The sequence below is a fragment of the Roseateles sp. GW821-FHT03B02 genome (assembly GCF_059421025.1).
In genome coordinates this window covers 337,822-359,533 of sequence record NZ_JBWKUV010000002.1, presented here as the reverse complement: position 1 = coordinate 359,533, position 21,712 = coordinate 337,822, and the positions used below count along the sequence as shown (strand labels likewise).

20 protein-coding genes are annotated in these 21,712 nt (G+C 63.7%); all 20 read right to left on the bottom strand.

The genetic code is table 11. From position 1 onward, the window contains the following. Nucleotides 1–57: 57 nt before the first annotated feature. The 20 genes from AC07VX_RS07940 to AC07VX_RS07845 all read right to left on the bottom strand — a co-directional run bounded on the left by AC07VX_RS07940 (nt 58) and on the right by AC07VX_RS07845 (nt 21,710). Nucleotides 58–795: a ZIP family metal transporter gene (locus AC07VX_RS07940; RefSeq protein ID WP_088481183.1), complete on the bottom strand. Its 738-nt coding sequence runs from the start codon at nt 793–795 to the stop codon at nt 58–60. After that, complete coding sequence (locus AC07VX_RS07935; RefSeq protein WP_241516792.1) at nt 792–1,232, bottom strand: DUF6328 family protein; 441 nt, start codon at nt 1,230–1,232, stop codon at nt 792–794. The genes AC07VX_RS07940 and AC07VX_RS07935 overlap by 4 nt, the downstream gene beginning before the upstream one ends. 55 nt (nt 1,233–1,287) lie before the next feature. Further along, nucleotides 1,288–3,993, bottom strand: a complete 2,706-nt coding sequence (locus tag AC07VX_RS07930; protein WP_493164211.1) for a heavy metal translocating P-type ATPase — start codon at nt 3,991–3,993, stop codon at nt 1,288–1,290. A gap of 162 nt (nt 3,994–4,155) precedes the next feature. Continuing rightward, nucleotides 4,156–4,518, bottom strand: coding sequence for a cation efflux protein, CzcI family (czcI, locus tag AC07VX_RS07925; protein ID WP_088481186.1), 363 nt, complete (start codon nt 4,516–4,518; stop codon nt 4,156–4,158). A gap of 32 nt (nt 4,519–4,550) precedes the next feature. Further along, complete coding sequence (locus AC07VX_RS07920) at nt 4,551–4,742, bottom strand: hypothetical protein (protein ID WP_088481187.1); 192 nt, start codon at nt 4,740–4,742, stop codon at nt 4,551–4,553. Nucleotides 4,743–4,772: 30 nt separating this feature from the next. After that, on the bottom strand, nt 4,773–6,164 hold the full coding sequence (locus AC07VX_RS07915; RefSeq protein ID WP_088481188.1) for a heavy metal sensor histidine kinase: 1,392 nt from the start codon (nt 6,162–6,164) through the stop codon (nt 4,773–4,775). Beyond that, complete coding sequence (locus AC07VX_RS07910) at nt 6,161–6,844, bottom strand: heavy metal response regulator transcription factor (RefSeq protein WP_088481189.1); 684 nt, start codon at nt 6,842–6,844, stop codon at nt 6,161–6,163. The genes AC07VX_RS07915 and AC07VX_RS07910 overlap by 4 nt, the downstream gene beginning before the upstream one ends. A gap of 97 nt (nt 6,845–6,941) precedes the next feature. Beyond that, nucleotides 6,942–10,121, bottom strand: coding sequence for a CusA/CzcA family heavy metal efflux RND transporter (locus AC07VX_RS07905; protein WP_088481190.1), 3,180 nt, complete (start codon nt 10,119–10,121; stop codon nt 6,942–6,944). Nucleotides 10,122–10,134: 13 nt separating this feature from the next. Beyond that, entirely contained in the window at nt 10,135–11,673 is a 1,539-nt protein-coding gene (locus tag AC07VX_RS07900) for an efflux RND transporter periplasmic adaptor subunit (protein ID WP_493164207.1), read from the bottom strand. A 99-nt stretch (nt 11,674–11,772) separates the two neighbouring features. After that, nucleotides 11,773–13,074 (bottom strand): TolC family protein, encoded by a 1,302-nt coding sequence (locus tag AC07VX_RS07895; protein ID WP_088481192.1) that lies wholly within the window; start codon nt 13,072–13,074, stop codon nt 11,773–11,775. Nucleotides 13,075–13,181: 107 nt separating this feature from the next. Then, on the bottom strand, nt 13,182–13,562 hold the full coding sequence (locus tag AC07VX_RS07890) for a DUF2946 family protein (protein WP_088481193.1): 381 nt from the start codon (nt 13,560–13,562) through the stop codon (nt 13,182–13,184). A 155-nt stretch (nt 13,563–13,717) separates the two neighbouring features. Further along, complete coding sequence (locus AC07VX_RS07885; RefSeq protein WP_144397095.1) at nt 13,718–14,068, bottom strand: CzcE family metal-binding protein; 351 nt, start codon at nt 14,066–14,068, stop codon at nt 13,718–13,720. 144 nt (nt 14,069–14,212) lie between these two features. Next, nucleotides 14,213–14,530, bottom strand: coding sequence for a hypothetical protein (locus AC07VX_RS07880; protein WP_144397096.1), 318 nt, complete (start codon nt 14,528–14,530; stop codon nt 14,213–14,215). A 301-nt stretch (nt 14,531–14,831) separates the two neighbouring features. Continuing rightward, nucleotides 14,832–16,127, bottom strand: a complete 1,296-nt coding sequence (locus AC07VX_RS07875; protein ID WP_158218120.1) for a hypothetical protein — start codon at nt 16,125–16,127, stop codon at nt 14,832–14,834. Next, nucleotides 16,117–16,848 (bottom strand): hypothetical protein, encoded by a 732-nt coding sequence (locus AC07VX_RS07870; RefSeq protein WP_268149247.1) that lies wholly within the window; start codon nt 16,846–16,848, stop codon nt 16,117–16,119. Before AC07VX_RS07870 ends, AC07VX_RS07875 begins: the two co-directional genes overlap by 11 nt. 32 nt (nt 16,849–16,880) lie before the next feature. After that, complete coding sequence (locus tag AC07VX_RS07865) at nt 16,881–17,276, bottom strand: hypothetical protein (RefSeq protein ID WP_268149249.1); 396 nt, start codon at nt 17,274–17,276, stop codon at nt 16,881–16,883. After that, nucleotides 17,276–17,710 (bottom strand): hypothetical protein, encoded by a 435-nt coding sequence (locus tag AC07VX_RS07860; protein WP_268149251.1) that lies wholly within the window; start codon nt 17,708–17,710, stop codon nt 17,276–17,278. The genes AC07VX_RS07865 and AC07VX_RS07860 overlap by 1 nt, the downstream gene beginning before the upstream one ends. Before the next feature lie 113 nt (nt 17,711–17,823). Further along, the gene (locus AC07VX_RS07855) at nt 17,824–18,165 is read right to left on the bottom strand and encodes a zinc ribbon domain-containing protein (RefSeq protein WP_378990667.1); all 342 of its coding nucleotides are present in this window, start codon (nt 18,163–18,165) and stop codon (nt 17,824–17,826) included. Nucleotides 18,166–18,204: 39 nt separating this feature from the next. Then, nucleotides 18,205–18,546, bottom strand: coding sequence for a P-II family nitrogen regulator (locus AC07VX_RS07850; RefSeq protein WP_268149253.1), 342 nt, complete (start codon nt 18,544–18,546; stop codon nt 18,205–18,207). After that, on the bottom strand, nt 18,543–21,710 hold the full coding sequence (locus AC07VX_RS07845) for an efflux RND transporter permease subunit (RefSeq protein ID WP_088481196.1): 3,168 nt from the start codon (nt 21,708–21,710) through the stop codon (nt 18,543–18,545). Before AC07VX_RS07845 ends, AC07VX_RS07850 begins: the two co-directional genes overlap by 4 nt. Nucleotides 21,711–21,712: the final 2 nt, after the last annotated feature.

Here is a 21,712-nt window from a genome sequence, read left to right as displayed (position 1 = left end):
TGGCTACCTCGAACTGCCCCGACGCTCCTTCATTCGGCGCAGGCTACGGTCGTCAGATCAGACCATCATCTCGATCATCAGGAGCGCCAGGAACCCGACGAAGAACATGGACGTCAGAACGGGTGTTTCGTCGACCTCATGAGCCTCCGTCAACAACTCCTCCGTGACTAGATAGAGCAGCGCAGCCACACCAAAAGACAGCACGCCGTCCAGCACGATAGGACTGGCGCTGGCCAGGAAGTAAGCCCCAATGCCTGCGCCGGCCATGAGCAGCACAGCAAAGGTGATGGTCGTGGCCAACACCAACCGACGCGCGTTTAGCCCTCGAACTGCAGCTGCGGTTGCCACGCCGAGGAATAGCACCTCGAGCGTCATCGCGATCGTGATCAGCAAGCCCTGCCGCTCCCCGGCAGCAAAGCTCACGCCAATCAACAGCCCATCCAGGGCGATATCGAGCGCTGAGGCCAGCAACAGGCTCGTGGGTAGCGCGGAAGGCGCGGTCTTCTCCTCGCGCTCCTCGAGCCGGCGCGCCAGCGCCTTGAGGAGGAGCATGGCAATCACACCCAGCGCGAAGCCACCCAGAGTCACCCACGGCAACCGACGGTGAACGACGTCGGGAAGAAGCTCAGTTGCCAACGCTGCGAAAAGCACGCCGGCGGCAACGTGCTGAACGGCGCTCTGCACCTTCGGGCCTGGCGTGCGCACTGCCGCCACGACACCGCCCACGATCACTGCCGCCGCAGGCACTGCGGCAAACATCATCACGCCGGCAAGCGATATCGGCTGGGCGCTCATGCGGACTGCTTTCGGTTCCAGGTCAGCGGCACCAGCAACCACATCAGGCCGATGAGCGTTCCGATGACGGCCGCTGCGACGTTGCCAACGGTGTGCCCCAGCACCTCAGACAGCACGAACTGCGTCGCCAGGACCAACGCGATCGCTAAAAGTGCTGCGCCGACCAGCATCTGCCTGCTCGCCCTCGCCTTGAAATCCGCCCGCCTTCGCAAGGGCCGCATCAGCCGGTGCTGGACAGCCGGCGCCGTGAACAGCACCAGGGCCGCCACCGAGAGCATGAACGTGGCCAGGAAGACGTTCTTCTCAGCCTGGACGATGCTCTTGAATCCCGGTGCGAACGGAACGGCGATCAGGAAGGCGGACAGCAGCTGGGCGGTGGGTAGCAGTACCCGCAGCTCTCCCAACATGTCTGTCAGGTCGCCGTCGTCATCGTCCATGGCCTGAACCGTCGGTGTCGGACGATTCTGTTGATCCTCGGGTCTCATGGCAGCCTCAGCCCTTCGCCTCGGCGGGCTTCCCAGCGTCAGCCGCCTTCGCGCTCTTGTCGAAGGGCTTGTAGGCCAGCAACCGCAATGCGTTGAACACCACGAGCAGCGTCGACCCCTCGTGGAAGATCACGGCGGTTCCGATGCTCAGGCCGAGGATGGTCGAAGGAATCAGCACCGCAACGACGCCCAGGCTCACCCACAGGTTCTGCTTGATCACGCGACTCGTGCTGCGAGACAGGCCTACCGCGAATGGAAGCTGCGCCAGGTCGTCTGCCATCAGCGCAACGTCGGCCGTTTCCAGCGCAACGTCGGAGCCGGCTGCACCCATGGCGATGCCCACGGTCGCGTTGGCCATGGCCGGTGCATCGTTGACGCCGTCTCCCACCATCGCGACCTTCCCGTGCTCGGTCCGGAGCTTCTTGATCTCCTCAACCTTCTGCTCTGGCATCAGGTCGCCCCGAGCCTCGGTCAGACCGACCGTCTGGGCTACTGCTTCGGCCACCTTCTGGTTGTCACCAGAGATCATGATCAAGCGCTCGATGCCCAGCTTGCGCAGCTCGGCCATGACCTCTCCCGCCACGGGCCGCGGCGTGTCCATCACTCCGATCACGCCCAGGAACTGGCTGCCCTTGCGAACGATCATGGTGGTCCGCCCGTCGGCCACGAGCTTCTTGTTCGCCTCGTCGACATCCGTGGGTACGTTGGAGTCGGGCAGCTCGGTGAACAACACCGGCTTACCGATGTGCACGGTCTCGCCGCTGAGCTGCGCCTGCACACCCCGTCCCGTGATGCTCTTGACCTCAGACGCCTGCAGCAAGTTGGCCTTGTCTCCCAGACGCTCCTTGGCACCCGTCACGATGGCGGCCGCGAGCGGGTGGTCGCTGTGCTCTTCCACCGCAAGCGCCACTGCCAGCAATTCCTCCTCAGGCACCCCCTGCGCAGGCACGACGTCGGTCAGCTTCGGCTTGCCCTCGGTCAGGGTGCCGGTCTTGTCGAAGGCGATGGACGTCAGCGTGCCCAGGTTCTCCAGCGGGCCGCCACCCTTGACCAGCACACCGCCGCGTGCCGCGCGCGCCACGCCGCTCAAAACGGCGCTGGGCACGGAGATCGCCAAAGCGCAGGGGCTTGCAGCCACCAGCACGGCCATTGCCCGATAGAACGTCTGCGAGAACGGCTCGTCGATGACGAAGCCTGCGCAGAGCAACAGGCCAACCAGCAACAGCACTGATGGCACAAAGATCCGCTCGAACTTCTCGGTGAACTGCTGAGTCGGTGACCGCTGTGCCTCCGCCTCTGTCACCATCTTGATGACGCGCGCCATCGTCGATTGGTCGGACTTGCGCGCCACCATCACGTCCATTGCGCCAGCGCCATTGATCGTGCCGGCGAAGACTCGGTTCTCCGCGGCGACTCGCTCGAAGTTGCCGATGGCCGTCTTGCCGTCTTCCACAGGTCGCTTGTCGACCGGCACGCTTTCACCGGTGACCGGCGCCTGGTTGACGCTCGAAGTTCCCACCACGACCACGCCGTCCGCGGGGAGGCGCTCGTTAGGCTTCACGACGACGACATCACCCACCTGCAGCTTGTCCAGAGCTACCACTTCGGTTCCGGAGTCGCGTCGGACTGTGGCCGTTTCCGGCGCGAGCTTGGCCAACGCCTCGATCGCGCGCCGCGCCCGTCCCATGGCGTAATGCTCCAACGAGTGACCCATGCTGAACAGGAACAGCAGCAGAGCGCCTTCAGCCCACGAACCCAGGGCGGCGGCGCCGGCCGCGGCGACAAGCATGAGGGTGTCGATCTCGAATCGCTTGGCGCGCAGGTTCTCGATCGCTTCCTTGACCGTGTAATACCCGCCGAAGAAATACGCGAGTACGTAGCACGCCGTCGGTAGCCAATCGGGTCCCGTGCCTGCGCGGCCGATCAGCCAGCCGGCCAAGAGGGCCATGCCCGACAAACTGGCAAAGATCAGCTCTGTCTTTTCACCGAACAGCCCGCCGTGTTCATGGCTGTGCTCGCCGCCCTCCCCCTCCTTGTCGTGGGAATGGCCGGCATGCCCTTTCTCATCGTGCTTGTGCGCAACCTTGCCCTTTTCCTCGCCGGCATGGTCATGGCTGGCCTTCGGGTCGTGGTCACGGTCGCTGTGGTCGTGTCCCGCGTGCTCATCGTTGGCAGCCTTGTCCGCAGATTCGCCCGGTTCTGGCGCGGCAGCGACGGGTTGGCTGGTCGTTTTGCGAACCGGGGCTTTCGATGCGCCTTTGTCGCCGTCGATCGTGATGTCAAGCGAAGTCAGACGCTGGTTCAGTTTGGCCTCGTCGATGCGCGTCCGATCAAACTCAATGCGCACCACGCCGCCGGGCGAAACGTCCGCCTCGATGACACCCTCCAAAGCCCGGAGCTGTTCAGCGAGCCGCTGGGCAAATCGCGCGTGCATGGGCAGGTTGACCCGTCCCAGAATATGCGCGAACCGATCCGTGAGTTCGAGCCCTTCAGACTCGACCAGCTCGCGAACGCGGCCTAGCGAGATCACGTTGGGGTCGTAGTGCACGCATAACTGGGGCTTGCCCTCGGCAACGCCAGTGACGTGGGCGGCATCGATGCCAGGTCGACCGGCCAGCTTGTCCTGCAGGCGCTTCACGCAGGGATCGTCGGTGCCGTGGATGTCCGGCAGCACCAACGGGAGATCCAGCCGCAGCTTCTGGTTCTTGCTCATGAACGGCGTCGCTTTCTTGGAAGGCGGCGGCCAGCAGTTGGGGTGAGGTTGTGCTGGCTGCCTGCTGATCGGACTCGCTTTGGCCAGCGGCCATGGAGTCCATCGGTATCGCCGGCTGAACGTTTCCGGCGGCCTACCCGTCGCTTGCGCGCCGGGCTCAGATCAAGTCAGCGATGCCCATTTGGGCCGGTCAATGGTGGGTACCAACAACCTGGAGTGCGCTCCCCGAACGGTCGTGACCGGCTGAGCGATCTGGTCGACCCTGGGAAGAGTCTGAGCGTCCGACATCACAGTGCCGCCACTCATGTGGCAAGCAATGCAGTCGGCGTCATCGGCGCCGCCCTGCTGGCTCTTGTCGGCCGAGGCGTCGGAGGTCTTGGCAAACTTGCCTGCGTGCTTGTGCGCGTGGTGTCCAAAATGGCTCACCTCCGTGCCCTGCTCGTGCTGACAGTATCCAGCGGCCGCCCCCCAGACGAACTGGAAAGGCAGCACTGCGAGCAAGAAGGTCAGGAGAGCTTTGCGCACCGAATGATCCTAGCAGTGGCCTGTGTAGGAGGTCACCGCTTTTGGCGTGCCCGACGGCGCTTGTCACGACGCTCCTCGCGCCGCTGTTCCTTCTTGGCGCGGTCCTGGCGAAGGAAGTAGATCAGCAGCAGCAAGGAAATGACGATGACCGCAACGGAGGTGCCGAAGATGTAGGTCGCCAACCCCGGATGCCGCTCACGCAAGTGCTCAAACAAGTTCAACATGGCGGCCTCCTTTCCAAGGTGTGTTTAAGGTCATGACGGCCTCCCCGACGCGGCAGGGGCCGCCACCGCCTTCGCGTCAGACGCACCAGGGTCCTCCAGCGTGAAGCGGATGTACGTACCTTGATCCGTTGACTCCGCGATGGCGGTCCCACCGTGCATGCGTGCAATGGCTGCGACGATGGACAGTCCCAAACCGTGGTTTCGGTCGGCATTTGTTCGTGACGGATCGACGCGGTAGAACCGGTCGAACAGACGCGGCAGATGCTCGGCCGGGATGACCGGCCCCTGGTTGTGCACCCCGATCGAAACGTGCCGAGGATCGACTCGCGCAATGCGCACCTCGATCAGGGAGCCACGGGTGGCATAGCGCGACGCATTGCTCAGCAGGTTGGACATCGCCCGCCGAACCAGGCCGGCGTCTACCGCTGCGCGTGCATCTCCACGCACCTCCACGCGCAGTTCGGCCTCTTCCAGGACGAACTCGTGAAAGTCCGCGACTTCCGCTGCGAGGTCGGCAATGCTCATTGGAAAGGATCGGCGCGCAGGTGTTCCGCGTTCAGCGCTCGATAGAAAGAGCATGTCCGCCACGATGGTCGCGATCCGTCGCAGCTCCTCAAGGTTGGAGGAGAGCGTGTCATGCAGTTCAGCCGCAGATCGAGGCCGCCTGAGGGCCACTTCGCAGCTGCCGATCAGGATTGAAAGCGGATTGTTCAGTTCGTGCGCGACGTCGGCATTGAATGCCCCCATCTGCTGGTACGCGACTTGTAGTCGGTCCAACAGCGCATTGAACTGCAGGAGCAGCGACTGGACTTCCTCAGGCTGGCCCGCCGCATCCAGCCGCTGATCAAGGCGGCTCGCATCGAGCTCGGAGGTCCGACGCGCCAACGCATTCAGTGGCGCCAGCCCTCTCTTCACCAGTACGAAGCCTGTCGCCGAGACCGCAAAAGTCCCCAGGATGGAGGCGGTCAGCAGCGTCCACCACAGGCGGCTCAGCAGTGATTCATCCTTACTGACGTCGTAGATGAGTTCCGCCTGCCCTGCCCCGCCCAGCTCCGTCGGTAGCTGAACCGGGAAGCTCAGCCGCTTGCTCATCGAATCAGGGCGCTTGGGATCGTCCTTCTCGAAGACAGCGGCACGGTTCTCCTGCCGAACCACCAGTGACAGATCGTCATGACCGGCCAGGAAATCACTCATCAGGTGCTTGATGCCCGGGATGTCATGGACTTCCTGCCCCTCCTTGAGAAGTCGCTGGACCGCGATCCGCTTCTTGACCAGGGTGTCGTCCTGGCGAGCGGACAGCGTGAGCGAGATCACCAGGTAGACCGCGCCGCAGACCAGGCTCAGGCCGACCATGGTTTGCAGGGCAAACTGGCGCGACAACCGCGCTCGAAGGCTCGGTGCTTGGATGCTCGACACATTCATGGCCGTTCCTCCAGCACGTACCCCACGCCGCGCACGGTGTGGAGCAGCGGTTTCTCGAAGGGCTGGTCCAACTTCGCCCGCAAGCGACGGATTGCCACCTCGACGACGTTGGTCTCGCTGTCGAAGTTCATGTCCCAGACCTGGGCCGCAATTTCCGTACGCGAGAGCACATGGGTCTTGCGCCGCAGCAGCAAGATCAGCAGGCTGAACTCCTTGGGTGTGAGCTCCAGGCGCTGACCTGCCCGGGTCGCCTTGCGGCGCACCGTGTCGACCTCGAGATCGGCCACCTTCATGACCAGCGTTTCCGTGTCATTCCGGTGCACGCTTCCCCGACGCAGGAGCACCTGGACGCGCGCGACCAGCTCCGAGAAGGCAAATGGCTTGATCAGGTAGTCGTCCGCCCCACTCTGCAGGCCGCGCACCCGATCCTCGATCTGGCCGCGCGCGGTCAGCATGAGGACCGGAACCGACCGCGTATGACGCAAAGCCGAGAGGACCGCCAGCCCATCGATGCCCGGAAGCATCCAATCCAGGATGACAAGGTCGTACTCGTTCACGGACGCCATGTGGAGTCCGTCGACGCCGGTGTGAGCTACCTCGACTTGGTAGCCCTCCTCGGTCAGTCCTTTGCGCAGGTAAGCGGCCGCCTTGACTTCGTCTTCGACGACCAGGATTTTCATGAGGCCCTGCGGCCTTGCGGCCGCCCTCCATGCCAGAGGCTCAGGTCCGCGAAACACCGGCCTTGCGGCCGGTGCGCCGCGCAATGCGGCAGTGCGTTCATGCAAGCACCTCCTGATCCGGCTTGGCGCGCGGCGCAGGCGCGTCTTCCTCGTCATCCTTGCGGTGGGCGATGCGATACAGCACCGGCAGCACCAACAAGGTCAGTGCCGTCGAAGACAAGATGCCGCCGATCACGACCGTGGCCAACGGACGCTGCACCTCGGCGCCCGTGCCGGTAGCGATCGCCATGGGCACGAAGCCCAGCGATGCGACCAGCGCGGTCATCAAGACCGGTCGCAACCGGGTGATGGCGCCTTCGAAGATGGCCTCGTCCAGGCTACGACCCGACTCCCGCAGGTTGCGGATGAAGGAGATCATCACCAGGCCGTTCAGCACCGCCACGCCGGATAGCGCGATGAAGCCGACTGCCGCGGAGATGGACATCGGAATGTCCCGCAACCACAGAGCCACGATGCCGCCCGTCAGCGCGAACGGGATGCCGGTGAACACCAGCAAGCCGTCCTTGGCATTGCCGAACATCACGAACAGCAGCGTGAAGACCAGCAGCAGGGACACCGGCACGACGATCTTCAGGCGATTCGTCGCCGACTGCAGGTTCTCGAACTGGCCGCCCCAGGTCATCCAGTAGCCCGTGGGCAGCTTGACCTGTTGCTGGATGGCCTGCTCGGCCTCAGCGACGAAGGTGCCGATGTCGCGGCCGCGCACGTTGGCGCTGACCACCACGCGGCGCTTGCCGTTCTCGCGGCTCACCTGGTTGGGACCAGGTGACAGCGACAGATCGGCCACCTCGCTCAGCGGGATGAACTTCCGGGCGCTGCTGGTGCCGCTCGCAGGCAGAGGCACCGGCAGGCGCTTGATGGCCTCCAGGTCCGAGCGCACGTTCTCGGGCACGCGAACGATGATGTCGAAGCGACGGTCACCCTCGAACATCGTGCCGCCTTCCTTGCCGCCGACGGCGGTGGCCAGCGTGTCCTGCACGTCCTGGACGTTCAGGCCATAGCGCGCCGTCTTCTCCCGGTCGATCTGCACGCTCAGCATCGGCAGGCCAGTGGTCTGCTCGATGTTGACCTCGGTCGCGCCGGAAATGCCCTTCAGCACCGCAGCGATACGGCCAGCGGCGTTGTTCATGACGTCCATGTCGTCACCGAACACCTTGACGGCCACGTCGGAGCGCACGCCGGAGATCAGCTCGTTGAACCGCAGCTGGATGGGCTGCGAGAACTCGTAGTTCTGGCCCGGCATCTTCTCTACCTCGGCCTTGACCAGAGCGGCCAGTTCGTCACGCGTCTTGCGCGGCTCCGGCCATTCGGACACGGGCTTCAGCATCACGTAGGCATCCGAGATGTTGGGCGGCATGGGGTCGGACGCGATTTCCGCGGTACCGGTACGGGCGAACACACGCTCGATTTCCGGGAACTTGGTCTTCAGCGTCGATTCCAGTTGCTGCTGCATCGCAACCGACTGCGACAGGCTGGTGCCCGGGATCCGCAAAGTCTGAATGGAGAAGTCGCCTTCATTCAAGCTCGGCACGAACTCGCTGCCCATGCGGGTTGCAAGCAGGCCGGACAGGAACACCGTGACCAGCGCGAAGGTGATGACCAGCGGCTTGGCGTTCATGACACGCTTCAGCGCCGGCTCATAGGCGCGGCGCGCCCAGCCCATCAGGAAGTTTTCCTTCTCGGCGACCTTCTCGCCGATGAACAGCGCGACGGCTGCCGGCACGAAGGTCATCGACAGGATCATGGCGCCCACCAGCGCGATCACGACCGTGAACGCCATCGGGTGGAACATCTTCCCTTCGACGCCAGCCAGCGCAAAGATCGGCAGGTAGACGATCATGATGATCAGCTGCCCGAACAGCAGCGGACGCCGGGCCTCCTGCGACGCCAGGAACACCTCGTGGAAGCGTTCTGAGCGCGTCAGCGACCTCCCCTTGTGCTCCTGTGCATGCGCCAGGCGGCGTACGCAGTTCTCGACGATCACGACCGCGCCGTCGATGATGATCCCGAAGTCCAAGGCTCCGAGGCTCATCAGGTTCGCACTGACCTTTTGGTTCACCATGCCCGTGAACGTGAAGAGCATGGACAGCGGGATCACCATCGCGGTCAGCAGCGCCGCACGGATGTTGCCGAGGAACAGGAAGAGGATGACGATCACCAGGATCGCGCCCTCCATCAGGTTCTTCTTGACCGTGCCGATGGCTTTGTCGACCAGGGTCGTGCGGTCGTAGACCGTGACGGCGTGGATGCCGGCCGGGAGGTTCTTGTTGATCTCAGCCATCTTCTTGTCGACGGCCTGGGAAACGGTGCGGCTGTTCTCGCCGATCAGCATGAAGACGGTGCCCAGCACCACTTCTTTGCCGTTGTCGGTCGCCGCACCCGTGCGCAGTTCGCGGCCGAGCTCGACGCTGGCCACATCCTTGATGCGGACCGGCACGCTGCCCTCGTTGCGCAGGACCACGTTGCCGATGTCGGCGATGGAGCGGACCTGGCCCGGGGCGCGGATCAGGTACTGCTCGCCGCGGCGCTCGATGTAGCCGGCGCCCACGTTGGCGTTGTTGCGTTCCAGCGCGTTGACGACGTCCGCCAGCGTGATGCCATAGGAAGCCAGACGGCTCGGATCGGGAGCAACGTGGTACTCCTTGGCATAGCCACCGATGGTGTTGATCTCGGTGACACCGGTCACGTTGCGCAACTGGGGCTTGATGACCCAGTCCTGGATCTCGCGCAGGTCGGTGGCCGTGTAAGGCTCGCCGTTGGGCTTCTTTGCCCCCGGCTGCGACTCGACCGTCCACAGGTAGATCTCACCGAGGCCGGTGGAGATGGGACCGATGTTCGGCTCCACACCGGCCGGCATCTGACCGCGAGCGCTTTGGATGCGCTCATTGACCAGCTGGCGGGCGAAGTAGATGTCGGTGCCTTCCTTGAAGATCACCGTGACCTGGGACAGGCCGTAGCGCGACAGCGAGCGGGTCTGTTCAAGGCCGGGCAAGCCCGCCATGACCGTTTCGATCGGGTAGGTCACGCGCTGCTCGGTTTCGAGCGGCGAGTAGCCGGGCGCCTTGGTATTGATCTGGACCTGGACGTTGGTGATGTCGGGGACCGCGTCGATGGGCAGCTTCTGGTAGCTGAAGACGCCCAGCGCGGCCATGCCGAGCACAGCCAACATGACGAGCCATCGATGCTCGATGGCAAAACGAATGATGCGTTCAAACATGTGGACGCCTCTTTCAGTGCTCGTGGCTGGCCGAGGCCTTGCCGGCTTCAGACTTGATGACGAAGCTACCCGACGTCGCGTACTGCGCGCCTGCCTTCAGGCCGGACGTCACCTCGGTGCGCTTGCCGTCGCTTCGACCCAGCTCGACCGGTACCGGCGCAAAGCCGCTCGGCGTACGGACGAACACGATGGACTTGCCCTCCATGGTCTGGATGGCGTCAGCAGTCACCGAGACCGGGACGCTGGATTCGCCAGCCGAGACCTCGACGTTCACGAACAGGCCGGGACGCCATGCGGTGTTGGGGTTGTCGACAACGACGCGCGCCTGGGCCGTGCGGGTTTGCTCGCCAATCAAGGCGCCGACATAGGCCACCTTGCCGACGGCCTTCTGCTCGAAGGCGGTGGACTTGATGACCACGTTCTCGCCGATGCGCACCTGCGGCAGGTCGCGCGCGGGCACATTGATCTGAGCCCAGACGGACTTCAGATCAGAGATGGTGAAGACGTTGGTGTCCTCACGCACCTGTTCACCCAGCGCGATGTGCTTCTCAACGATGATCCCGTTGAAGGGCGCGCGCAGCTCGAACCGGTTCAGGGCCGACGAGTCCGCCGACGCGCCAATTGCCTGCAACTTCTGGCGTGCGTTGGCGACGGCGATCTCGGCTTCGCGCATGGCCTGCTCAGCCTGCTGAACGTCCTGCTGGGGCGAGATTCGCTGTTCGAAGAGCTGCTTCTCACGTTCGTAGGTCGTGCGAGCCAGTTGGAGGCGCTTCTGGGAGTTCTGAAACTCGGCTCGCTGGTCGGAGACGCTGGAGCTGCTGATGACAGCCAGGACCTGGCCCTTCACGACCTGTTGACCCAGGGACACGGCGACCGATTCCACAACGCCACCAACACGCGGCACGACGTGAGCGGTCCGGTCTTCGTTGAAGGCGATCTCGCCGGGCAATTGGAGCGCCGAACGGATGGTTGAAGGCGCGGAGGTATCCAGCGAGATGCCCGCTGCCTTGATCTGGTCTGCGGTCATGGTGACGGCACCCTCATCCTTGACAAAGGGGAACTGGGCGACGCCACCGCCGGTCTGAACCTCAACGGTGCCCTTGAACAGGTGCGGCTCGCTGATGATCTGGGCGCTGACCAGGGCACCGCCTTCGAGTGCGAACGCGATCTTTTCGGGGTTCTGCCCGGGACGCTCCAGCGTCACAGCCACTTGCTGCTGGCTGAGCTGCAGCGGCTTGCCGCCCTTGGTCAGCCACAGCTTGATGCGAGGAGATCCGCCCTGGTCGGCCAGGAGAAGCTCAACGCTGACTTCCTTCTGCGTGCCGATGACGTCACCACCGTTGGCGCCCTTCTTGGCTTCTTCGTGGTGCTCGCCGTCACCGTGACCTTCGGCGTCCTTGTGACCCTTTTCGCCCTTGGCCTCGCCATGGTGCTCACCGTCGGCGTGCCCCTTTGCTTCATCGTGGCCGTGACCATGCTCTTCCTCGGCGGCAGGTGCACTGCCGCCCATGCGAAGGATGGACACCGTACCGACGGCGCCCAGCGCCAGCACGGCGGCAATGGCGATCAGTTGCTTCTTGCCCAGGCTGCCACGCAGGCGGTCGAGCGTGCTTTGCTTGTCGTTCATCGTGAATTTCATGTTGGGTGTGCCTCAGGGGCGATCAGTCGTGGTGCCGAGCTGGCGGTCGATCTCTGCAGCAGTGCGGTGAACTTGGGCCACCGCGGTGTAGTACTGGCTGCGGACCTGAAGCCAGGTGCGCTGGGCATCGAGGGCGTCCAGGAAGCTGAACTTGCCGAGCTCGAAGCCGGTCTTGGCCGCCTCGTAAGCACTCTGCGCACCAGGCAGCACCTCGCGGCGCAGCGCTTCGACCTCGTCCTTGCGCGCCTGCAGGAGGTCTGCCATCTGCAGCACTTCAGAGCGCAGGCGCAGCTCCTCGGCCTGGGCGTTGGCTTGCGCGGCGTCCCGGCGACGCAGAGCCTCCAACTGGGCGCCTTGGTTCCGGTCAAAGAACGGAAGCGGCACCGACACGCTGAACACAGCCTGCGTCCGACCCAGTTCCTGGGCGCGGCGGGCACCAACGCCCACAGTCACGTCCGGCACGCCTTTGGCACGAGCAAGGGTGTAGCCCGCATCGGCGCGCTGGACCTCAAGCAAAGCGCGGCGCACGGCCGGCGCATCGGGCAGCCGCGCCATGATGTCGGGCGCTGACGGGGCTACCGGCAACACGTCGACGCTGCCGTCCAGGCGCTGGATGGTGCCCTCAGGCACGCCCATAACGGCGGTCAGCGCACGCAGCGCGGCCGAACTCTCGGCTTGCGCTTGGCGCAGATCGATTCGAGCGGTTGAAGCAGCGACTCGAGCGCGCGTCTCCTCCGTGGGCGACACCTTCCCGGCGGTCACCCGACGTGCGGCGGCATCAACGCCACTGCCGGCGATCCGCAGCGATTCTTCAGCGACCTTGACGCGCTCTTGGGCCGTCAGTGCGTCAAAGAAGGCCTGGACGGCCGTGGCACGGATGTCAGCGCGGCGAGCGATCAGATCCAGCGCTGCAATGTCCTTGCCGCGCTGTGCCAGCTCAACCCGCGCCGCTCGCTTGCCGCCGGTCTCCAGCGTCTGGCTGAGTTGCATCGTCGTGACGCGGGTGCCGGACTTGAGGTCCTCTTGGTCCACGCCAAGCACCGGATTCGGGATGAGGCCGGCCTGGCGGACAGTGCCGTCATTGGCATCGAGCTCGGCTGCGGCGGCACGAAGCTGGGGGTTCTGTGCCAGCGCCGTGTCGACCGCCGTCCTCAAGGACAACGGCGTGGTTTGCGGGGCGACCGTCGGGGTGGCTGGTACTGTCGCCTGAGCGATCTGAACGTCAGCGGAAGCGGGAGGGATCCCAGACGACTGCGCCTGGGCAAGGGAGGAAATGAGTGCCGCGCATGCAAGCGGCACGAAGGTTCTGCGCATCGAAAACTCCAGGGTTGTAGGGACAACGCGAGGGTTTCGGCGAGTGCAGTGCTGCGGCTAGGGCCGCATCAAACGAGAGGGGTTGGAACGAAACTGCGCTCGCCGAATCAGGCGACGCGCCAGTTGGGGCGTTCGAGGAGGTCAGGCCCGCGCGAACGGAAGGCCTGGTTGGACGCAGGGTCCAGAGTGAATGCGACGTTGTTGTCGAATTGCAGCGCGACGGGCACCAGCGGCTTCGCGAAGCTCAATTGGCAATAGCCACAGTCGTTGTCCCCGAGCAGCTTGCCGCCCTTGGAAGGCGACTTGTCGTCGAGATGCTTGCCGGACACCTTGGATCCGGCATCACCGGGTACCCCATGCTCATGGGCATGGTGACCGATGTGCGCCTTGGCAGGGATCTGCTCGTGCTGGCAATAGGCTGCCGCTGCCGACCAGGCGAACTGGACGGGCAGGATGAACAGCAAAAGGATGGTCAGCCAGCGACGCATGGACCGGATTGTGTCTTGAAACGGTTAAACGAGGGTGAATTGGCCTTGGCTGTTCCAGTGAAATCGTTCGCAAAGCAGCGGTGCTTCGCCTTACTGGAAGCTGTTCGCCCAGACCCGCGGTTCGTTTCCGACCGCGGATCGCAGGGCTCGGAGGGTCATGCGCCTTCGCTATCGGCGCGGGACACGTAGACCATCAACTTCTTGTCGGTGAAGCCTTGGGGCGCGATGTCGCGGACGTCGAGTGCGCGATGGCTGGCGGAACTGAATTTCCACGTGAAGCTCTTGCCCGCGCTCTGGAACGTCACCACGTCGCCGCAGTTCACGTTGATGGCCTTGCCAGCATCGACCTTGACCACACGCGCGCCTTGGGTGGCGGTGACGGCCTCGCCGTGGACCGACTTGCCGTTGAACATGCGGTCGTTCCCAGCGGCAGTACCTGCCTGGGCAGCGCCCACGGCGAACACAAGGCTGGCGATCAGGGCGGAGGCGGAAATGGTGCGGTTCATGAGAGTTCCTACTTCGGCGGACGGGTGACTCGGGAGAGCCACCTGAGGCGTTCACCATGGAAGGAACTTTAGAAATCCGTCCCCAACGGGAAGCGTGGCCTTCGCATTACAAATCCGTCATGTTGGCGCCAGCGTGACCCGCGGCTACTGTCCTTTGCATTTGCCGCTGGCCACCGTGTGCAGGTAGATCGCGAGCTGGACCAGGTCTGCCTTCAGGTCCTTGCGCGGCCCCAGGCAATCGCGCTTCTCGGTCCGAGTGATTGCAAGCGCGATGCGTTCGTCCTTCGACAGCCCGCCGAGCTGGAGTGCGACGCCAGCGCTATCGGCCATCCTGCGGAACTCCGGGCGCGCGCCGGCCATGGCCACGCCAAGATCAAGACGGATCGGCGGTGGCACGGTGCCGGGTTCAAGCTGTTCTGGCTCACCTGGCTGCTTGTCGGCATTTACATCCTGACCAGCCATTGGAGCCGTGCCCGACGGCTGCGCGTTGCTCGCGGCGCCCCTATTCCATCCCGTCCGTGAGCTTGCCGCTTGAGGCCTTCTAGCAGGGACGGCCGCGACGACCTCAGGTGCCGCGCGGCGCAGGGGTACAAGTCTGACGCTGATCGATGGGCCAGGGGCAGCTCCAACTTGAGGAATCCAACGCAAGTGGCTGGCGCTGAGCACGTGGATAAACAGACCACAGATCAACACTGATGCGGCGGCCGCGGTGGCTCGAACACGCCAGCCGGGTCTCGCCACCGCGTTCCAGTTCTCGGTAGGCCTACCGGAACCAGTCGTCATCCAGCACGTCCTTGCCCAACGCAATTTCCCGCTCAGCCTCGAGCATCACCCGGGAGATCTCTGAGTCAGGCAGCGTGACACGCACAAGGTGGGAACTTGAGACCGTCACAACGGCGTCCGGATGCGCCTCATGAACGCGGGGTTCGGCCAGGATCCGGGTTGTCTCCTTGTCCAAAGGGCTGTACGGCTTCATTTCCTCCACAGCCTCCCGGAATTTCATGAGCTGGTATTCGAGTTGGCGGCGAAGGTCGAGATCGATGTCGGCCTGGCGCTCAGCAAGCATCTCCGCGAAGGCGCTCGACTCGCGACCGACCTGATCGGCCAGCTTCTTCTCCGCCGCTTCGGCGTCTCGCAGCGCCCTCACTGCCGTCGAGATGCCTACATACAGGGATGCATACATCTGCGTGACTGGCATGTTGTAGTCAGGGGTCCCAATGCCCTGACGAGGCTTCACTTGTGAGCTCGACACCTGGTGATAGAACGTACCTGCGCCATAGGCATCCCTTGCCCATTCAAACCGCTGTCGGACGGCATCCAGTATCTGTGGATAGACCGTGCTCCAGACCCCACTGACGGCAGGCCCGCGGTCTTCCGTGAAAAGCCTGTTGACGGGGAGAACCGTGCACCGCCCCTGATCCGCCATCGCCTTGATCTCCCGCTGGTACCGCTGCGCCACCTCCGCGCCCCGGGCGTCGACGATCAGAATGAAGTGGCACTTGTCGAGTCCAACCTCTTCGAAGGCCCTGAAGATTTCGCAGATAGCACGCCCTGATACGACCGTGTCCACGAAGATGAAGTTCTCGGTTGGGAGCTTGCTGGGCAGCGCTGCCAGCCAGTTCCTCTTGGCCAGGTTTTCGACCAGTACCTTGTAGAACGTGAGGTAGGGATCAGTCCCGTCACGTCGCACGATCCCAGCAAGAACGCGGCTCCAGTAGCGCCTGATCGCCGCCGTAGTCTGCGTTGCGTCCTGCGGGTCGGCGGAGAACGGCAGGATGAGCTTCTGATGGAACGGGGAGTAGGTCAGCTCACTCATTTCCTTCAAGCGCTCGTCATAGGTCGGCAGCGATCGGATATCGAGACGCCAGGCAGCCGCGGCAGCGCTGATGAACGGTACTGCGCCTCGGCTAGGCACGACCAAGTGCCGGTAGCCCTCCTTGACCAGCACGCGGATGTACTCCGACAAATCCTTCGACGCGCGTGCGTAGTCGATCAGGTTGTCGGCGTTGAACTCGTTCTGCCAAAGCGCCGTCAAAGGCAGCGCTGATTCATTCGTCACTTGGCACGTCCTCCTTGTCGGCACGTCCTTCGGGTCGATCAATCCCTTCTGCCAGCACGACGCGAACCTCGTCCGTTTCCGGCTTCCCGAGCTGAACCAGCCACGCAGAAATCGGATTGGCCGCCCCACGCGGCTCGTCATCCTTAGGATCGAACTCCAGACCAACCTTGGCATGCGTCCATAGCACGCTGGTCAGGTACAGAACGTCCTTGTAAAGCTGTTTCCTCGACGAGGTCACCAGTTGCTGGTGTTGTTCCAGAGAGACCTCGCCGAAGGGGTTGGGCACGTGAAGGTGCTCGCCGGCGCGCTCATAAATCTCGACGAAGCGCTCAAGGGTCTGCTTTTCCTTCCCCTCATTGAAGTGCCACAGGCCGTCGCCCATCACCTGGACGCTGCCAATAGGGATCGGCAGGAAGTGCGGCGTGATCTTCGAGAGTCGCTTCAGGATGTCTCCGACCTTCCAGTCACGGGTGTAGTCCGGGTTGTCCTTGGCCTCCATGCGCAATGCGGCATAGCGCGCCTCGTCCGATGAAATTCCCGCGAAGGCCACCAGTTCAATGACCTTGCGCACCTGGAGCCAGGAGAACTCGTTGTCCGTGTCCAGAGTGAGCGTGCGGGACTTCTTGGCGCCCAGGATGCGGTTGACGGCGCGCAGGCGGCGTTTCACTTCCACCATAGCAACGTGGTAACGCTCGTGGGCTTTTGCTCGGCCGTCGGTCATCGCAGTTCTCCTCCAACGCGATCGGTTCAGCTTCAGGGTGCAAGCAAGCAGCTCAGCAGGGAGGCGTTCCGGTACGCGACCATCAAGGCATTGCGAGTAATTCCGTCAGCGCGTCCGCCCACGACCTGCACGTTGGCAGTCTCGATCACCTGCTTGAGCTTGCGCGCTGAGTCATGAATTTCGGTCAGGTCATGCTCGAGAGAAATCGCCAGGCGCAGGATCTCAACGTGACGATCCGCGTCCTGGAGATGCATTCTCAGCTGGCGCTGCCAGGGCTTGGTCGGTGGCGTCCGCTCGAGGAGCCCTCGCACGATCACGTCAATGTCGCCGATGGCTTTGCCGATTGCCTCGAAGTGCGCCGCCGCTGATTCAGGAGGAAGGTCGGGAGCCATTTCCTCTTTCTCAATGTCCTGTCGCCTCTTGTCCATCATTCACTTCCAGCCACCTTAACGTCGGCCACCAGGCGACTCTTGATCGCCCTATCCCGGATAGAGGCATCAGCCATTTCCAGGCGGTACCACTCGTTCCAGAACCAAAGGCTGCCGATCAGCTCCACGAAGAGCACTTGGCCGGCGTCTCCACGAAGTTCAAGGTCGCCCTTGCCCTTCTTCCACTCATAGCCCAGCCGATGAGAACCCGGCGTCAGGATCAACCTGACGAATGACGCCGGCGTGGTTGCCACCAGAGCCCCGCCATCGACCCCGACGTTAACCACGTTCACCACATCACCCCACCGCCGGCGCACGAGGTAGACGACGAGGCTGCCTGGAACGGGCTCGAACTTCTTCGCCTGTGCGTCTGCCGCCAGATCTGGCACTGCTGCAGGCGTGCACGTCGGCTTCGATCCTGTCTTGGTCTTCACCCGGAAACAGTATCTGTCGTCGGGTGGTTTCAGAGGCCGCTCCGCGCAGCCAGACAAAAGCGGTCCCGCGATAGTCGCAAGGCACGCAATCACAGTACGTCGATTCATAGCTACTACGGCGCCGGCCTGCCACACTGGTTGCAGAACCGTGCGCCCGGGGCGAACGGCGTCCCACAGCCCTGGCAGGCGGCAGCCACCAGTTGGCCGCCGCAGCCGCTGCAAAACCGTGCACCGGACGCTCCTGGAGTGCCGCACTTGGCACAGATCAAGCCGCTGGACGCGGCCGTAGCTGGTTGGGGCGGTACGTTCTGCGCAGGCGGGTAGTAGCCGTCCCCGTGACCGCCATGGCTGCCGTGACCTCCATGTCCGCCCTCGCGCGAGCGTCCCCCTCCGTGGTACCCGCCGCCCCCGTGACCGCCCAGTCCGCTCTTCAGCAGTCGATCCAAAAATCCCATGTGTTGCTCCTTCGTAGGGCGCGGAGTTCCCGCGCCGGTTCAATGAATTTCGTGCGCGGCGTCGATCGTCGTGACGTAGACCCAGCCAGCCGTGCGCTGGCCCGTGCGCGCCGATCGTCGGATCGCCTTGACGATCTCATCGACGCAGTCGTCGTCGCAATGCAGCTCGAGCCGCACTTCGTTGACCACCGCGAGGCCGAGGTTGACGGAGAAGTGCTGTTCGGCGTCGTCGATCGGCGGAAGGGTTCCCTGCGAAGGCGTGGCGCTCAGGTGGTAGTGATGCGGGTCGCCGTCCAGGATCTCCCAGGCCTTCGTGGACTTGATGGCCTCGATGACGTCTGCTGCGCGATGGCTATGGATGTAGGCCTTGATCTGCTTCATGTCGACTCCTCGGGTGGTTCTGGGTGGTGCACGCCAATCTCGTTGGCGGCGTGCGACGCGGCCGGCTCCCTAGCGGCCTGACGTGCTGCCGCGCGGGACTCGGACCATTCGTAGATGAGCGGCAGCAGCAGCAGGGTGAGCGCCGTCGACGTGAAAAGGCCGCCGACCACCACCGTGGCAAGGGGCCTCTGCGTTTCCGCTCCGACTCCAGTCGAGATCAGCATCGGGATGAGACCCAGGATGGCCACCGAAGCCGTCATCAGCACCGGTCGCAGGCGCAGCGCTGCCCCGTGGCGCACCGCCTCGCGAATCGGCAAGCCTTGGCGCCTCAGGTCGTTCAGGAACGAGACCATCACGATACCGTTCAGCATGGCCACGCCGAATACCGCGATGAAGCCGATGGCTGACGGCACGGACAGGTACTGGCCACTGATGAAGAGCCCGACGATGCCGCCGATGATGGCGAAGGGCACGTTGGCGATGATGAGCGTCGCGTGCCGGACCGAGTTGAATGCCGTGTACAGCAGGATGAAGATCAAGCCGATGGTCAGCGGCACGATCACCGCCAGGCGCGCCATGGCGCGCTGTTGGTTCTCGAACGCCCCGCCCCACTCGACCCAGTAGCCGGGCGGCAACTTCACGTTAGCTGTCAGGCGAGTGCCGGCCTCCTTGACGAAACTGTCCACGTCCCGGCCTTTGACGTCCATCTGCAGGACGGAGTAGCGCTGCAACGATTCCCGGCGCACAAACGAGTAGCCCTCGGCCATCTCGATCTTGGCCACCTGCGAGAACGGCACGAGCGCACCCTCCCCTGTGCGGATCGGAATGGCCGCGATCGAAGCTGGGTCGGCGCGGAACTCGTCAGCGAGGCGTACCGCGATATCGAAACGTTTGGTTCCGTCGATCAGCGTGCTGACCGTGGCCCCGCCGATACCGGCCTGAACCACCTCCAGGATCTCGTCGGCATTGATCCCATACCGTGCTGCGGACTCCCGATCGACCTTGATGACCAATTGCGGCTTGCCCTTGTTGGCTTCGGCAGATAGGTCGGCCACGCCCGGCACCTTGTTCAGCACGTTTTTGATCTCACCAGTGAGTCGGTCCAGCGTGTTCAGATCCTCGCCATACAACTTCAGAGCCAACGTGGCGCGCACGCCAGAGATCAGTTCCTCCACCCGCATCTGAATCGGCTGCGTCGCGCCGAAGACGGCCGTCGGCACCTGCTTCTCCAGCGACTCTTGCATCTGGGACGCCAGGCCACCGTAGGAGATCTTGTCCGGCCACTCGGACTGCGGCTTGAGCTCCAGCAGCACCTCCATGTAGTTCACGTCCGCCGTCTCGCCCCGTTCGGCGCGCCCGATGGTTGCCAGCACGGTCTTCACCTGCGGAAAGTTCTTTCGCAGGTTGGCGTCCACCTCGTTCGAAACCCGAATCGATTCATCCAGCGATGTGGACGGGATCCCGGTGATCCGGAACATGATGGAACCTTCCTGCAGTTGGGGCATGAACTCCTTGCCCAGGAAGGGGAACAGGGCCAAAGAGCCGATCAGCAGCACGACCGCGATGCCTACGACCAGGCGCTTTCTGTCCAGCGCCCAGTCCAGCAGCGGCAGGTACACGCGCTTGGCGCGCGCCACGATGAAGGTGTCCTTCTCCTCTTTAGGCTTGAGAATCAAAGCGGCAAGCACCGGTACCAAGGTCAGCGATAGGAGCAGTGAGCCGGCCATCGCGAAGGTGATGGTCAGGGCCATCGGCTTGAACAGCTTCCCCTCCAAACCGCTGAGCGAAAACAGCGGCATGAAGACCACGATGATGATGAGGATGGCAAACGCGATCGGGTTGGCCACCTCGCGCGCAGCCTCGAGGATCAAGTGCGTCTTGTCGATCGGCCCGCCCGACTCCTTCGCGTGGGCCAGAAGCCGGAAGGCGTTCTCAACCATGACGACAGCCCCGTCGACCATCATTCCGGTCCCGATCGCCAACCCGGCCAGTGACATCAGGTTGGCGGAAAGACCAAACTGGTTCATCAGCAGGAAGGCGATGAGCATGGCCAGCGGGAGGGTCACGATGACCACCACGGCCGAGCGCACCTCGCCCAGGAACAGGAACAGGACGATCGCGACCAGCACCGAGCCTTCGACCAGGGCGCTCTCGGCCGTCTTCAACGCCTTGGCGACGATCTCCGTGCGGTCGTAGATCGCCTTGAGTTCTACACCCTTAGGCAACGCCGCCTGGGCGGTCGAGATCTTGGCCTTCACCGCGTCGACGACGCTTTTGGCGTTCTCGTTGACGCGCGCCAGGGCCATGCCCAGCACGGTCTCCTTGCCGTTGCGGGTCACGGCACCGAAGCGCAACGCCGGCGCTTCTTTCACCTCGGCTATGTCGCGAACGTAGATGGGCGCTCCATTGCGCTCCTCGACGACGATGGTTCCGATGTCAGCTGTGCCTGTGACGAGCCCAAGGCCTCGCACGAGGTACTGCTCCGCGCCGAGGTTGATGTACTGGCCGCCGACCTGCTTGTTGTTGGCTGCCAGGCGCTCCATCACCTGTTTAAAGCTCAGGCCGTACTTAATGAGCTTGCGCGGATCGATCTGGACCTGGAACTGTTTCTCGTGACCGCCCCAAGAGATGACATCGTCCACACCCGGTGCCGTGCGCAGGATGAGCCGAACTGTCCAGTCATGCAGCGTGCGCAGATCCATCGCGGTCAGCTTGCTGTCCGCCGACTCGATCGTGTACCAGAACACCTGCCCAAGGCCGGAGCTGTTCGGTCCGAGCACTGGCTCCCCGTAGCCTTGCGGCAGGCGCTCCTTGGCCTCCTGCAGCTTCTCGCCAACCAGGCGGCGCGCGAAGTAGATGTCGACGTTGTCCTTGAAGTAGACGCCAACATAGGACAGGCCAAAGAGGGAGACCGAACGCACCTCCTCCACGCCCGGCAGGCCAGCCATGGCGCCTTCGATGGGTGTGGTCAGCAGCTTCTCCACATCCTCCGCAGCGAGGCCAGGGGATTCGGTATAGATGTTCACCTGTATGGGCGTCACGTCCGGAAACGCGTCTACAGGCACTTCCCGGAAAGCCTGTACCCCCAGCCCCACCAGCACGGTGAAGGCGACGATGACAAGGACCTTGTAGCGCAGGGAGGCGTCGACGATGGCATTGAGCATGG

Coding starts and splice junctions, on each gene's coding strand:
- AC07VX_RS07930 (WP_493164211.1), bottom strand. CDS start 3,993: ATGAGCAAGAACCAGAAGCTGCGGCTGGATCTCCCGTTGGTGCTGCCG.
- AC07VX_RS07870 (WP_268149247.1), bottom strand. CDS start 16,848: ATGACCGACGGCCGAGCAAAAGCCCACGAGCGTTACCACGTTGCTATG.
- AC07VX_RS07850 (WP_268149253.1), bottom strand. CDS start 18,546: ATGAAGCAGATCAAGGCCTACATCCATAGCCATCGCGCAGCAGACGTC.
- AC07VX_RS07880 (WP_144397096.1), bottom strand. CDS start 14,530: ATGGCTGGTCAGGATGTAAATGCCGACAAGCAGCCAGGTGAGCCAGAA.
- AC07VX_RS07920 (WP_088481187.1), bottom strand. CDS start 4,742: ATGTTGAACTTGTTTGAGCACTTGCGTGAGCGGCATCCGGGGTTGGCG.
- AC07VX_RS07890 (WP_088481193.1), bottom strand. CDS start 13,562: ATGCGTCGCTGGCTGACCATCCTTTTGCTGTTCATCCTGCCCGTCCAG.
- AC07VX_RS07905 (WP_088481190.1), bottom strand. CDS start 10,121: ATGTTTGAACGCATCATTCGTTTTGCCATCGAGCATCGATGGCTCGTC.
- AC07VX_RS07885 (WP_144397095.1), bottom strand. CDS start 14,068: ATGAACCGCACCATTTCCGCCTCCGCCCTGATCGCCAGCCTTGTGTTC.
- AC07VX_RS07940 (WP_088481183.1), bottom strand. CDS start 795: ATGAGCGCCCAGCCGATATCGCTTGCCGGCGTGATGATGTTTGCCGCA.
- AC07VX_RS07855 (WP_378990667.1), bottom strand. CDS start 18,165: ATGGGATTTTTGGATCGACTGCTGAAGAGCGGACTGGGCGGTCACGGG.
- AC07VX_RS07845 (WP_088481196.1), bottom strand. CDS start 21,710: ATGCTCAATGCCATCGTCGACGCCTCCCTGCGCTACAAGGTCCTTGTC.
- AC07VX_RS07910 (WP_088481189.1), bottom strand. CDS start 6,844: ATGAAAATCCTGGTCGTCGAAGACGAAGTCAAGGCGGCCGCTTACCTG.
- AC07VX_RS07865 (WP_268149249.1), bottom strand. CDS start 17,276: ATGGACAAGAGGCGACAGGACATTGAGAAAGAGGAAATGGCTCCCGAC.
- AC07VX_RS07895 (WP_088481192.1), bottom strand. CDS start 13,074: ATGCGCAGAACCTTCGTGCCGCTTGCATGCGCGGCACTCATTTCCTCC.
- AC07VX_RS07935 (WP_241516792.1), bottom strand. CDS start 1,232: ATGGACGATGACGACGGCGACCTGACAGACATGTTGGGAGAGCTGCGG.
- AC07VX_RS07915 (WP_088481188.1), bottom strand. CDS start 6,164: ATGAATGTGTCGAGCATCCAAGCACCGAGCCTTCGAGCGCGGTTGTCG.